Raw genomic sequence first — 12,304 nt, 5'->3', positions numbered from 1 at the left:
AAGCGGCAATACTCCAGGTGTGGTCAGCCGGCTGGTCGGACCGCCGCCGAGATAACCCGTCGGGTTTCGTAACATTGGCGGTCGCGACACCGAAATCCCCATCGAGAAGTGTCCATTCGGGGGATCCGGCGACACATCGAGGAGTGAGTACGCGACGGTGCCTGGACCTCTGCTGACAGTGACACCGAACGTGCGTCGGCTTCTGACGCGGCCGCTGATCGTCCTGTGCGCGGTCCTCGCGGTGGCCGCCAGCCTGCTGTCGCCGCTGACCGTGGCGGCCGAGCCAGGCGACGACTCCGGCGAAGGCGGCAACGCCACGCTGCTGGCCAAGCTGGAAGCCGCCGGCAAGGCATACAACACAGCCGAGAAGACGCTGAAGGCCTCACAGGCGCAGCAGGCCGCCAACCAGAAGCAGATCAAGACCCTGCAGGGCCAGCTGGACGTGCTCACCACGCAGTTGGACGCGATCGCCGCCAACCTGTACGTCAACGGCCGCACTGGCACGCTGACCGCGGTGATGAACAGCGGGTCGCCGGAGGCGTACCTCTCGCAGGCCTCGATCCTGGACCGGCTCGGCTACCAGAACGACAGCGCGATCCGTAACTACCTGACCACCAAGGCCGCGTTGAGCCGCCAGCAGGCCGCGCTCAACCAGGCGATCGCCACCGGCAAGGCACAGCTGGCGATCATGGCCAAGCGTAAGAAGGACGCGCTGGACGCGCTGGTCGCTGCCGGTGGTGGCGTGCCGGACGGGTTCTCGGTCTCCGGTCTGCCACGCGCGGCACGGTCCGGTCCGCGCGGCGACGGTTGTACGCAGACCGACCCGACCAACCCCAGCGGTTGCCTGACGCCGACCATGCTGCACGCATACCAGGAGGCCAGGTCGGCCGGCTTCACGCATTACACGCACTGCTTCCGGCAGGCTTCCTTCGGCGAGCACCCCAAGGGCCGTGCCTGCGACTTCGCCGCCGCGAAGGACGGTTTCGGCGGCGAGGCGACCGGCGCCGACAAGACCTACGGCAACCAGCTGGCCGGCTGGGCCATCCAGAACGCCAGCACGCTGGACGTGCTCTACGTGATCTGGTTCAAGCGGATCTGGATGCCGAGCACCGGCTGGCGGTCATACAGCGGCGACGGCACACCGAGCGGCGACCACCGCAACCACGTCCACATCTCGGTCAACTGACGCCTGTGTCGGCTTTGCCGTAGTTCGTCACCTCAGCCATACTCTGATGCGCCTTCCCCTCGGCGGTGCAGAAGGAGCAACGGCGCTCATGGATGGTTCGTGCGGAGGCAGTCGCAGGTCCCTCACCAGCGGTGTGGTCGCGTTCCTGGTCGGCGCGGCGGCCGTGCTGACCGCGTCACCGGTACGTGCTGATCCGCCGCCGAGCCTGCACCAGGTCGAGCTGGCGATCGGCACGTTGCAGGCTCGGATGCAGGTCGCCACCGAGCAGTACAACCAGGCTCGCGACGCGCTCGACGGCGTCAACTCGCGGCGCCGGCGGATCGGCGCGTCGATCGCCGCGCTGGAGCCGCGGCTGACCGCCGAGACCTACCGCGTCGCGACGTTCGCGGCGAGCGCGTACCGCGGCGGCGACGTGGGGATGCTGACTGTGCTGCTCAGCAGCGGTTCGCCGGAGACGCTGCTCAGCCAGCTGGCGACCCTGCAGGTGCTCAACCACCAGCGGCGCGCCGGTCTGGACGGTCTTCTGGCGCTGCGCCGGCAGCTGGCCGGCCAGCGGTCGGCGCTGGTCGCGGCCGTGACGGCGCAGAATCGGGGGATGCACGCGATCGCCATGCGGCAGCGCGCGATCCAGACGGACCTGGCGCGGTGGCAGCAGCTGCGCGACAAGTACTTTCCGGATTCCGGTGAGCCTGCGGTCTATCCACAGGTGTACGACGGCTCGGCCACCGGTGCCGCGCGGGTCGCGTTGACCTACGCGTACGCGCACATGGGAAGCCCCTACCGGTGGGGTGCCGATGGTCCGGACGAGTTCGACTGCTCCGGGCTGACGATGGCCGCGTGGCGCGCGGCCGGCGTGACGATGCCGCACTCGGCGAGCGGACAATACGCGGCGTTTCGCAGGGTGCCGCTCTCACAGGTGCGGCCAGGCGACCTCGTCTACTACCCGCACCACATCGCGATCTACGCCGGCGGCGGTTACGTCGTACACGCGCCGCAGGCTGGGGACGTGGTGCGACGCGCGCCGATGTCGACGGCCGGACAGGGGGTCATCGGGGTGGTGCGGCCGTCCTGAGAGAGCCACGCTGGATGGTCCCGGCCGCCGCGGTGCTCGTCGCGCTCGAGCTGGCGGTCGGGATCGGGTTTCTGGCCGCGCAGGCCACGGCCGTACGGCCCAGCGCGCCGCGTGTGTCGCAGTCGTCGTCGCCGCCGTACGACGATGTGCAGGCGCTGCTGACGGCTCGCGGCATCGCCTTGGCGCGACACGACAGGACTGCGTTTCTGGCCGGGGTCGACCAGCCGTTCGTGGCCGCGCAGTCGCGGCTTTACGACAACCTGCGCAAGCTGCCGTTGAAGGTGGCGACCTACGCGCTGGACACGCGGGTGCGGCTGGACCCGCCGACGCGCTATGGCGTGCCGGCCTATCTCGGATCGGTCGACTTCACCGTGCAGTTGGCCGGATTCGACCAGACGCCGAGCGTCGAGACGCAGTATCTGACCTTCGTCCAGCGCGATGGCCGGTGGTTGCTGGCGTCCGACAGCGACCTGGACGGCGGCACGCGTGGCCTGTGGGATCTCGCGGCCATCGACACGATGACCTCGGATTCTGTCCTGGTCGTCTATGACCCGGTCGAGCGGTCGCTGGCGGCGGAGTGCCTGGCTGCGGCGCAGCGTGCGGTCCGGCGAGTGGTCGCCGTCGTGCCGTCCGGTTGGACGCGCCGGGTGGTGATCGTCGTACCGTCCGCGGCGGCCGTCCCGAAGCTGACGCAGTCGACCGCCGACCTGACGCGGATCGCGGCTGTGACGACGGCCGACCTGTCGGCCAGCGGCGGGCCGAGTGGCGCGCGGGTCGTGATCAACTCACCGACCTTCCGTACGCTCAGCCGGCCGGAGGTGTTGCTGGCGCACGAGATCACGCATGTGGCAACGCGGAGCGTCACGACCGCGTCGACGCCGCTGTGGCTGACCGAGGGGTTCGCTGACTATGTCGCGTATCGGGACGCGGGGTTGCCGGTGCGTACGGTGGCGCGCGAGCTGGCGGCGTCGATCGGATCGCGGCGGCTGGACGCGTTGCCGGTGCGGTCGGACTTCACCGGTCCGGGCCTCGCCGTGGCGTACCAGGAGTCGTGGCTGGCCTGTCGGTTGATCGCTGCGCGCGCGGGGGAGGCGGGCCTGGTGCGGTTTTACGCGGTGGTCGGTGGTGCTGGTGGTGATGTCGACTCGGCGGTGTCGACGGGTTTGCGGGAAGTGCTGCGGATGACACCGGAGCAGTTCGTGGCGACATGGCGCGCGTACGTCACGACCCAGGTCGGCTGATTGGTCGCATGGCCACCATGCTTGCGTTGGATGCACGCATGGTGGCCATGCGTGCGGTGTCGAGGAGGTCGGGATGGCCTGGTCGGTGGGGTTGGCGGCGGTGGTGCTGGTCGCGCTGGTCGCCTTCGCGGCGATCCACAGTGCGCGTACGGTGCCGTGGCACGCCGCGCCGGTGCCGGAGGGCGGACGTACGAGGCCGGATCCGCTCATCGACTTCAGCGACGAGGAGCGCGCTGTGTCGCGCAGGTACGTGACGACCATGAAGCCACTGGCGTACGCGAGTGGGGTGATCGGGCTCATCGTGCCGCTGGTCCTCGGCTTCACGCCGCTTGGCGCCTGGCTGATCCGGGCGGTCGCGGCGCCGTTTGGCGGCAGCTATCTGGCTCAGCTGGTCGTCGCCGTGCCGCTGCTGGCGCTCCTGCTCGACCTCGTCACACTGCCGATCGGCGTACGCCGCGAGATCGTCCGCCGGCGCTATGGCCTGTCGCGGCGCACCTGGGGGCTGTGGCTGTCGGACGCCGCGAAAGGCTGGTTGCTGAGCATCATCCTCGGCGAGCTGGCGCTGCTCGTCCTGTTCGCGCTGATCTGGGTGTTGCCGCAGTGGTGGTGGCTGCCGGCCGCCGCCGGTGCCGCGATTTTGTTGACGGGCATGGCTTTTCTGCAGCCGCTGGTGTTCGAGCCGTTGTTCATGCGGTTCACCCCGTTGGCCGAAGGCCCCCTGCGCGACCGGCTGTTCGAGCTGGCCGCGCTGGACAGCGTGCCGGTCAGGACGGTGCTGGTGGCCGACGCGTCGCGCCGGACCAGCGGCGTCAACGCGTACGTCTCCGGTTTCGGTGCCAGCCGGCGGATCGTTCTCTTCGACACGTTGCTGGACGACCCGCAGGCGCAGACGCAGGCAGAGCTGGTCGTCGCGCACGAGCTCGGCCATGCCTACCATCGCGACGTACACCGTGCCGTCTGGCTCGGCGCGGCCGGCGCGGCGATCGCCGCGTGCGCGCTTTTCCTCGCGCTGCAACTGCCCTGGCTGCTGGGCATCGCCGGCGTCGTCTCGGCCGGCGACCCGGCGGCGATCCCGCTGATGCTGGCACTCGCCGCGCTCGGCGGTGTCGTCCTGATGCCGTTCGAGACGGCCACCTCGCGTCGGGTGGAGGCGCGTGCCGACGAGCACGCGTTGGAGCGTACCGGTGATCCGGCGAATTTCGCCGCCATGCAACGACAACTGGCCGTACGCAACCTCACCGACCTGTATCCGAGCCGGTTCGACGTGCTGTTTTTCGGTACGCATCCGAGCATCCCTGAGCGGATCGCGCACGCGCGCGACTGGGCCAGGCGGCACGACCTGGCGCCGCCGGCCGGCCTGGCGTCATGACGACTTTGTTGGTGACGAACGACTTTCCGCCCCGCGCCGGCGGCATCCAGACGTTCGTCCACGCGCTCGCCTGCCGTCAGCCACCGGGATCGCTCGTCGTGCTGGCGCCGGACCACGAAGGCGCGCGCGAATTCGATATGGCGCAGCCGTTTCCGGTCGTACGGCTGCGCCACCTGGCCGTACCGACACCGAGGCTGACCCGAGAAGTCATTGCTCAGGCGGAAAGTTTCGGGTGCGACACGGTGTGGTTCGGCGCGGCGCTGCCGCTCGCGTTGATGGCCGCGCAGCTGCGAAAGGCGGGAATCTCGCGGATCGTGGCGCAGACTCACGGACACGAAGCCGCCTGGTCGCCGATGGCGTATCCGTTGTTGCGGCGGATCGCTGAGCATTGCGACGCGGTGACTTTTCTCGGCGACTACACGCATCGACGGCTCGCGGCCGCCATGCCTGACCTCGTACGCCTGTCACCCGGGGTCGACACCGACGCCTTCCATCCGGACGTGGATGGCAGCGACATCCGGGAAATCCACGGTCTCGGCGACCATCCGGTCATCGTCTGTGTGTCGCGGCTGGTCCGCCGGAAAGGCCAGGACGTGCTGATCCGCGCGCTGTCGTTGGTCCGGCGGCAGGTGCCGGACGCCTTGCTGCTGCTGGTTTCCTCCGGAGCGGACGAAAAGCGGCTGCGCCGGATGGCCGGTCCCGGGGTGGTGTTCACCGGCGAGGTCGACGACCTGCCGGCGTATCTCGCGGCCGGCGACGTCTTCGCGATGCCGTGCCGTACGCGACTCGGCGGCCTCAACGTCGAAGGCCTCGGCATCGTCTATCTGGAGGCGTCGGCGAGCGGCCTGCCGGTGGTCGCCGGCCGCTCCGGTGGCGCGCCGGAGACCGTACTCGACGGCGAGACCGGCTATGTCGTCGACGGCCGGTCCGTGCGCGAGGTCGCCGACCGGTTGATCGCGCTGCTCACCGACCCCGACCTGGCACACGCCATGGGCGCCGCCGGCCGCGCCTACGTCGAGAAGTCCTGGCGCTGGGACACCTCCGCCGCCACCCTCACCAACCTCCTCGCCGGCAGGAGTTAGAAGCGGGGGGAGTTGGGGGCTTCCAGGAGGCCGAGACGCAGGGCGGTCATCAGGGCCTGTGCACGGTTGCCGGCGCCGAGCTTCTCGTACAGCTTGGAGATGTGCGTCTTGGCGGTCGACTCGCTCACGTACAGATGCTTGGCGATGCCGGCCACGCTCATCCCGTCGGCCAGCAGCTGCAGCACCTGACCCTCGCGCGGCGACAGCTGCGGACCGGTCGGAGCGAGGCGGCGCTTCATCGCCTCGGCGAGGTCGGAGGCGGTGAAGGCGGTCGGCGCCGACGCGGCGTGCCGCGCGGCCGCGACCACCTCGTCGGACGGCGCGTTCTTCGGTACGAACGCGCTCGCGCCGGCCTCCAGCGCCCCGAACAGCTGCTCGTCGCCGGCGTACATCGTCAGCACCACGATGCCGACCGACGGCATCGCCGAGCGCAGCTTGCGGGTCGCGTCCAGGCCGCTGCCGTCCGGCAGCCGCAGGTCCATGATGACCACGTCCGGCTTCGTCTCGTCGGCCTGCGACAGCGCCTCCGCGACCGAGCCGGCCTCGGCAACCACGCGGAACTGCGGGTCGCGCTCGAACGCGTGCCGCAGACCCTGCCGGATCAGCTCATGGTCATCGACGAGCAGCACGGTGGTCACGGTGTTCTCATCGGTCGTCATGTGTACCCTGCGCCTCCTTTGGTGCCGCTACGCTACCGCCTCGCGGTCGAGCCCCGAGAACGACCGAGACGGTCGTCCCGGACGGCTTGCGAGGCCCCACGTCCAGCCGAGCCCTGATCCGCCTGGCCCGTTCGGCCATGATGCTCATCCCGAAGCTGTCCTCGCGACTCTCCGCGCCGACGCCACGACCATCATCGCTTACTTGAAGCTTCACGTACGGCGGATCGAGCTCACAGCTCACCCACAAGTTGCGGGCCCGAGCGTGTTTGCGTGCGTTTGTGATTGCCTCCTGCGCGATCCGCAGGAGCTCGCCCTCGATGGCGGCCGGCATCCGCGCGCCGCCTTCGTCCAGTGACAGGTGTACGCGCATGCCGCCGGCGGCCCCCATGGTGCGCGCGTACTCGGCGATCGCCGCCGCGAGGCCGCCGTGCGGATCCACGTCGCTGCGCAGCTCGAACAGGCTCAGCCGCAGCTCGGTGATCACCCTGGTGACCTCGTCGCGCAGCGAGCTCAGCATCGAGCTGGCGTCCTCCGGCCGGTCCGGCAGCAGCGCGAGCGCGTTGTCGATGCCATAGCCGACCATCACCAGCTCCTGCGCGACGCCGTCGTGGATCTCGCGCGCCAGCCGCTGGCGCTCCTCGGTGGTCGCCAGGCTGCGTACGTCGTCGAAGAGCAGCGCGGTCTCCAGCCGCAGCACCGCCGACGCGGCGACGCTCGCGGCCGCCGACACGGTCTGCGAGTCGAACGCGCGCGGCCGGTCGGCCTCTGCGACGATCAGGCCGACCGTGCGTACGCCGGTGACCAGCGGCAACACCATCGAGGTGACCGCGCCGCGGGCCGGCGTACGGGTCACCGAGGTGGCAGCGACCTGTGGCTGCTGCGACAGCCAGGCCTCGGCGATCGGCGCGTCGGTGGCCAGCGAGGTCTCCCAGTCGGCGCGGTCCTCGCCGCTGTTGGCGATGCCGGCCTGCGCGAGCACGACCAGCCGGCCGCCGCCGCTGCCGATGAGGACGGCGGAGCGGTCGGCCGGCGCGACCGCGCGGATCTCGTCGAGCAGCCGCTCGGCGATGCTGCCGGGATCGAGCGTGCCCGGCAGCTGGCGCGCGACCGTACGCAGCTGGGTCAGCAACCGGGTCGCCTGGGCGTAGTCCGCCGACGCCTCCCGCTGCTGTCCCGGCACGCTCGCCTCGTCCCTCGATACTTTGCGTTTCCTTGGGCCGCCAGCTTAGCGCCGCCGGCGGCGCCGTGACCCGAAGGTCCGACTTGTCCGCGGGTTGCGGCAAAACACCGGTCAGGTGTAGAGGGCGGAGATGTCCTCGGAGCGTGCGCTGCCGACGACCGCGCGGCGGAGCTTGAGGGTCGGGGTGAGCTCGCCGGACTCCTCGGTGAAGTCGGCGGCCAGGATCCGGAACCGGCGGATCGACTCGGCGCGCGACACCGCTTTGTTGGCGTCGTCGATGGCGTGCTGGATCTCCGCGACCAGGTCGGGGTCCTCGGCGAGGTCGGCCACCGTGGCGTCCGCCGGCTTGCCGGCCTTCTCCTTCCACGGACCGAAAGCATCCGGGTCGATGGTGACCAGCGCGGCCACGTACGGCTTCTGGTCGCCGACGACCATGCACTGGCTGACCAGCGCGTGCGCGCGAACCCGGTCCTCCAGCACGGCCGGAGCGACGTTCTTGCCGCCAGCGGTGACGATCAGCTCCTTCTTGCGGCCGGTGATCGACAGGAAGCCGTCGGCGTCCAGCTCACCGAGGTCGCCGCTGTGGAACCAGCCGTCAGCGTCGATCGCCTCAGCGGTCGCCTCCGGGTTTTTCCAGTAGCCGTGGAAGACCTGCTCACCCTTGATGAGGATCTCGCCGTCGTCGCCGATCCGGATCGTGGTGCCCGGGATCGGCCGGCCGACCGTGCCGATCCTGGTCTGGCCGAGCGTGTTGACGGTGGCGACCGGCGAGGTCTCGGTGAGGCCGTAGCCCTCGTAGACCGGCACGCCGATGCCGCGGAAGAAATGGCCGAGCCGGTTGCCGAGCGGGGCGCTGCCGGACAGTACGGCGCGGCAGCTGCCACCGAGCGCGGCCCGCAGCTTGGTGTAGACGAGCCGGTCGAATAGCGCGTGTTCGGCCTTGAGCGTGACCGGGATCCTGCCGGTGTCCTGGCCTTCGCTGTACGCGATCGCCGCGCGCTCGGCGCGGTCGAAGATGGCGCCTTTGCCTTCGGAATGCGCGCGGTGCTGCGCCGCCGTGTAGATCTTCTCGAACACGCGCGGCACGGCCAGCACGAAGTCGGGGGAGAACTCGGCGAAGGCGGCCGGCAGGTCGGAGACGTTGGACAGGTGGCCGAGGCGTACGCGACTGTAGATCGAGCCGCACTGGATGATCCGGCCGAAGACGTGTGCCAGCGGCAGGAACAGCAGCGTCGACTGGCCGGGGGAGAAGACGTGGCTGAGCACCGCCGCGTTGGCCAGCGTGTTGGAGTAGAGGTTGCGGTGGGTCAGCTGGCAGCCTTTGGGCCGGCCGGTCGTCCCGGAGGTGTAGACGATCGTCGCGAGGTCGTCGGCACCGGCCGTCCGCCGGCGTGTGTCCAGGTCCCCGTCGGTGACAGCCGCGCCGAGCTCGCCGATCGTGTCGACGGCGCCGTCCTCGATCTGCCACAGGTGCTTGAGCGCCGGCAGGTTGCCGCGTACGGACTCGACGGTCTTCTGCAGGCCGGCGTCCTCGACGACGACCGCGACCGCCTCGGAGTTGCCCAGGACCCACTCGACCTGCTCGGCGGAGGAAGTCTCGTAGACCGGCACAGTGACCGCGCCGGCGGCCCAGATGGCGAAGTCGATCAGCGTCCACTCGTAGCGCGTGTGGCTCATCAGGCCGACCCGGTCGCCGGGCCGTACGCCGGCCGCGATCAGGCCTTTGGCGACCGCGGCCACCTCCTCCTGGAACTGGACGGCGGTCACGTCGTGCCAGCGGCCGTCGAGCTGCCGCGACAGCAACACGTCGGTCGGGTACTTCTCCGCGTTGTGCCAGACGAAGTCGCTGAGGTTGCCGTCGGCCGGCACCTCGGCCGCGGCGGGGACGGTCACTTCGGACACGGGCGGACCTCCAGGACGGTGCGGTGCGACGGACGGCTTCGAAGCAGGCTACCGTCCGGTAACGCCGACGTTACCGCCTGACCGATCCGGAAGCCGGCAAATCACACCGGCTGACCGGACACACCGGACCGGCCGCCGCAATCGGAATCCGATTGTGCTCGAGTTGGCTGGTCAGAGCGACGCAGTACGCTCGGCGGCATGCCGCAGGTGGATCTGGTGGAGGAGACGTTCATCGCGGCCGCGCCGGCGCTGGTGGAGGCGCGGATCCGGCGGCCGGAGTTCCAGGCGGAGCTGTGGCCGGACCTGCGGCTGACCGTGCAGGCCGACCGCGGCCGCGAAGGCCTGCGCTGGACGGCGCAAGGTGCGTTGGTCGGCTCGACCGAGATCTGGCTGCAGGCCTACCGCGACGGCGTGCTGGTGCACACCTACCTGCGCTGTGACCCGACCAGGCGGGGGGCGCCGACCGAGCCCGTGCAGGTGTCGCCGCGCGCGGCCGTACGCGAGTTGCATCGGCGGGCGAAGTACGCGAAACGGGTGCTGTGGCGGCTGAAGGACAGCGTCGAAGCCGGCCGCGGGCCGGGCGAGCCGGCGGTGGCATAACCCGGTCTCACCAACCGCCGCGGTCGCGTCGTAGGCTGGCGATCATGCGCGTGCACGTGGTCTCCGATGTGCACGGAAACGCCGCCGCGCTGGCGAAAGCCGGCGAAGGCGCGGACGCCGTGTTCGTGCTGGGTGATCTGCTCGACGCGGTCGACTACCGCAATCCGGCCGGCGGCATCATGGGCCGGATGTACGGCGCGGAGAACACCGCGAAGTGGATCGAGCTGCGGACCGCCGGCCGGTTCAAGGAGGCGCGCGCCTACAGCCGCGAGCTGCTCACCCGGGTCGCCGACGAGCGGCAGGCCGACCCGAGCCAGCTGCTGGCCGAGGCGATCCGCGCCAACTACCAGGAAGTCTTCGGCATGATGCCGAAGCCGGCTTGGTGCACGTACGGCAACGTCGACGCGCCGGAGTTCTGGTCGGAGTACGTCACCGCCGGCATCACCGTGCTGGACGGCACGGCCACGGACATCGACGGCGTACGCGTCGGTTTCGTCGGCGGCGGCATTGGCCTGTCCAGCAGCAGCTATCCGTATCTGCTGCCGGAAGGCAGCTTCACCGAGAAGGTCGAGGGCCTCGGCCCGGTCGACGTGCTGTGCAGCCACATTCCGCCGGCGGTGCCGGAGCTCTGCTACGACACGGTGGCGCGCCGGTTCGAGAAAGGCAGCGAGGCGTTGCTCGCGGCGATCCGCGAACACCAGCCGCGGGTCGCGTTGTTCGGCCACGTGCACCAGCCGTTGCAACAGCGCATGCGCATCGGCCGTACGGAATGCGTGAACGTCGGCCACTTCCGCCAAACAGAGGTCCCATACGCGCTGACTTGGTGAGCAACAGTAACCTCATCGGACATGGCAGAGTCCTCAACCCAGTCGCTGGTCATTCGTGCCAAGCCGGCGGAGGTCGCCGCGGTGGTGAGCGACTTCGAGGCGTATCCACAGTGGGTCAAGGCCACCAAACGCGTCGAGGTGCTGTCCCGCTATGACGACGGCCGCGCGAAACAGGTCGAGTTCGAGCTGGACGCCGGCGTCTTCAAGGACACGTATGTGCTGGAGTACGCGTACGGAGACGAGCGCGTCGACTGGCACCTGGTGCGCGGCGAGACGCAGAAAAGCCAGGTCGGCTCGTACGTCTTCACCGCCACCGACGGCGGCACCGAGGTGACCTACAGCCTGGCCGTCGACCTGACCATCCCGATGCTCGGAATGTTCAAGCGCAAGGCCGAAAAGGTCATCATGGACACCGCGCTGAAGGAGCTCAAGAAGCGGGTCGAGGGGTGACTGCCCAGCAACTCGAGCTAGGTGCAACAGGCCCTGTCGTCAGAGTGATGTCGGACAACGTGCGGGGGATGCGCGACGACTACGCGGCGCTGACACGGGTCATCCGCGAGGCGCGGCCGCACGTGGTGTTCGTCCAGGAGTCGCCGCTGATGTTCCGCTGGCGTGCGCGCGCCGCCGACCTGGCGCGCCGGTCAGGCCTGGTCTACGTGTGCGGTGGCGGATATTCCGGCGGCAACGTGATCCTGTCGTCGGTGGCCGCGCGGGTGCACGAGTCGCGCGATTATTTGATGCCGTTGCAGAAAGGCAAGCATCAGCGCGGCGCCGCGATCGCGCGGCTGTCGGTGCTGGGACGCGAGTTTTACGCGGTCGGCACGCACCTGAGCCTCTGGGACGAGGAGCGCGAGGAACAGGCACATCTGCTCGCGGACGAGGTGCCGGACGACCTGCCGGTGCTGCTCGGCGGAGATCTGAACGAGACGCCTGGCGGACCGGTGACCAAGATCTTCGGTGTGCGCTGGCGCGATGCGTCGGCGAGTCGGTCCGACCCACCGACGTACTCGACGGTGTGGCCGCACCAACGGCTCGACTATCTGTGGGTCGATCCGCTGATCACGGTGCGCGACGTTCGAGTGATCGATTCAGTTGACGCGAGGCGCGCGAGCGACCATTTTCCGCTGGTCGCGGAGGTCGAGCTGCCGGCCTAGCGCGCGACCAGTCGGCGGACGCGGCGCATCAG

General features: G+C 69.8%; 12 protein-coding genes. 9 read left to right on the top strand and 3 right to left on the bottom strand.

Annotated features, from left to right (window positions below; translation table 11 throughout):
* The first annotated feature begins 190 nt into the window (after positions 1-190).
* The 5 genes from GNX95_RS09695 to GNX95_RS09675 all read left to right on the top strand — a co-directional run bounded on the left by GNX95_RS09695 (position 191) and on the right by GNX95_RS09675 (position 5,950).
* Positions 191-1,186, top strand: coding sequence for a coiled-coil domain-containing protein (locus GNX95_RS09695; RefSeq protein WP_163506771.1), 996 nt, complete (start codon positions 191-193; stop codon positions 1,184-1,186).
* 88 nt (positions 1,187-1,274) lie between these two features.
* Positions 1,275-2,258, top strand: a complete 984-nt coding sequence (locus tag GNX95_RS09690; protein WP_163506770.1) for a C40 family peptidase — start codon at positions 1,275-1,277, stop codon at positions 2,256-2,258.
* Positions 2,259-2,272: 14 nt separating this feature from the next.
* Positions 2,273-3,499 (top strand): hypothetical protein, encoded by a 1,227-nt coding sequence (locus tag GNX95_RS09685; RefSeq protein ID WP_163506769.1) that lies wholly within the window; start codon positions 2,273-2,275, stop codon positions 3,497-3,499.
* Between the two features lie 73 nt (positions 3,500-3,572).
* Positions 3,573-4,868: a M48 family metallopeptidase gene (locus GNX95_RS09680; RefSeq protein ID WP_163506768.1), complete on the top strand. Its 1,296-nt coding sequence runs from the start codon at positions 3,573-3,575 to the stop codon at positions 4,866-4,868.
* Positions 4,865-5,950 (top strand): glycosyltransferase family 4 protein, encoded by a 1,086-nt coding sequence (locus tag GNX95_RS09675; protein ID WP_163506767.1) that lies wholly within the window; start codon positions 4,865-4,867, stop codon positions 5,948-5,950. The genes GNX95_RS09680 and GNX95_RS09675 overlap by 4 nt, the downstream gene beginning before the upstream one ends.
* Here GNX95_RS09675 and GNX95_RS09670 read toward each other — a convergent pair.
* The 3 genes from GNX95_RS09670 to GNX95_RS09660 form a co-directional block, all read right to left on the bottom strand.
* Positions 5,947-6,609: a response regulator transcription factor gene (locus GNX95_RS09670; RefSeq protein WP_163506766.1), complete on the bottom strand. Its 663-nt coding sequence runs from the start codon at positions 6,607-6,609 to the stop codon at positions 5,947-5,949. The two genes, GNX95_RS09675 and GNX95_RS09670, sit on opposite strands and share 4 nt — an antisense overlap.
* A complete protein-coding gene (locus GNX95_RS09665) occupies positions 6,596-7,789 on the bottom strand; it encodes a sensor histidine kinase (RefSeq protein WP_222853482.1) in 1,194 nt (397 codons plus the stop codon). The genes GNX95_RS09670 and GNX95_RS09665 overlap by 14 nt, the downstream gene beginning before the upstream one ends.
* Positions 7,790-7,900: 111 nt before the next feature.
* On the bottom strand, positions 7,901-9,691 hold the full coding sequence (locus GNX95_RS09660) for an AMP-dependent synthetase/ligase (RefSeq protein ID WP_163506765.1): 1,791 nt from the start codon (positions 9,689-9,691) through the stop codon (positions 7,901-7,903).
* 198 nt (positions 9,692-9,889) lie between these two features.
* Between GNX95_RS09660 and GNX95_RS09655 the strand changes: the two genes are divergently transcribed.
* Genes GNX95_RS09655 through GNX95_RS09640 form a run of 4 tightly spaced genes read left to right on the top strand, consistent with a single transcriptional unit; the run spans position 9,890 to position 12,272 of the window.
* Positions 9,890-10,291, top strand: a complete 402-nt coding sequence (locus GNX95_RS09655) for a polyketide cyclase / dehydrase and lipid transport (RefSeq protein ID WP_163506764.1) — start codon at positions 9,890-9,892, stop codon at positions 10,289-10,291.
* Between the two features lie 44 nt (positions 10,292-10,335).
* Positions 10,336-11,118, top strand: coding sequence for a metallophosphoesterase family protein (locus tag GNX95_RS09650; RefSeq protein ID WP_163506763.1), 783 nt, complete (start codon positions 10,336-10,338; stop codon positions 11,116-11,118).
* Between the two features lie 21 nt (positions 11,119-11,139).
* Entirely contained in the window at positions 11,140-11,568 is a 429-nt protein-coding gene (locus tag GNX95_RS09645) for an SRPBCC family protein (RefSeq protein WP_163506762.1), read from the top strand.
* Positions 11,569-11,615: 47 nt separating this feature from the next.
* Positions 11,616-12,272: an endonuclease/exonuclease/phosphatase family protein gene (locus tag GNX95_RS09640; protein ID WP_163506761.1), complete on the top strand. Its 657-nt coding sequence runs from the start codon at positions 11,616-11,618 to the stop codon at positions 12,270-12,272.
* Positions 12,273-12,304 lie beyond the last annotated feature (32 nt).

The organism is Fodinicola acaciae, assembly GCF_010993745.1.
Classification (GTDB): Bacteria; Actinomycetota; Actinomycetes; order Mycobacteriales; family HKI-0501; genus Fodinicola; species Fodinicola acaciae.
The sequence above is the reverse complement of the archived record's forward strand: the minus strand, read 5'-3'. Positions and strand labels throughout refer to the sequence as shown.

Coding starts and splice junctions, on each gene's coding strand:
- GNX95_RS09675 (WP_163506767.1), top strand. CDS start 4,865: ATGACGACTTTGTTGGTGACGAACGACTTTCCGCCCCGCGCCGGCGGC.
- GNX95_RS09680 (WP_163506768.1), top strand. CDS start 3,573: ATGGCCTGGTCGGTGGGGTTGGCGGCGGTGGTGCTGGTCGCGCTGGTC.
- GNX95_RS09655 (WP_163506764.1), top strand. CDS start 9,890: ATGCCGCAGGTGGATCTGGTGGAGGAGACGTTCATCGCGGCCGCGCCG.
- GNX95_RS09640 (WP_163506761.1), top strand. CDS start 11,616: ATGTCGGACAACGTGCGGGGGATGCGCGACGACTACGCGGCGCTGACA.
- GNX95_RS09670 (WP_163506766.1), bottom strand. CDS start 6,609: ATGACGACCGATGAGAACACCGTGACCACCGTGCTGCTCGTCGATGAC.
- GNX95_RS09650 (WP_163506763.1), top strand. CDS start 10,336: ATGCGCGTGCACGTGGTCTCCGATGTGCACGGAAACGCCGCCGCGCTG.
- GNX95_RS09690 (WP_163506770.1), top strand. CDS start 1,275: ATGGATGGTTCGTGCGGAGGCAGTCGCAGGTCCCTCACCAGCGGTGTG.
- GNX95_RS09645 (WP_163506762.1), top strand. CDS start 11,140: ATGGCAGAGTCCTCAACCCAGTCGCTGGTCATTCGTGCCAAGCCGGCG.
- GNX95_RS09685 (WP_163506769.1), top strand. CDS start 2,273: ATGGTCCCGGCCGCCGCGGTGCTCGTCGCGCTCGAGCTGGCGGTCGGG.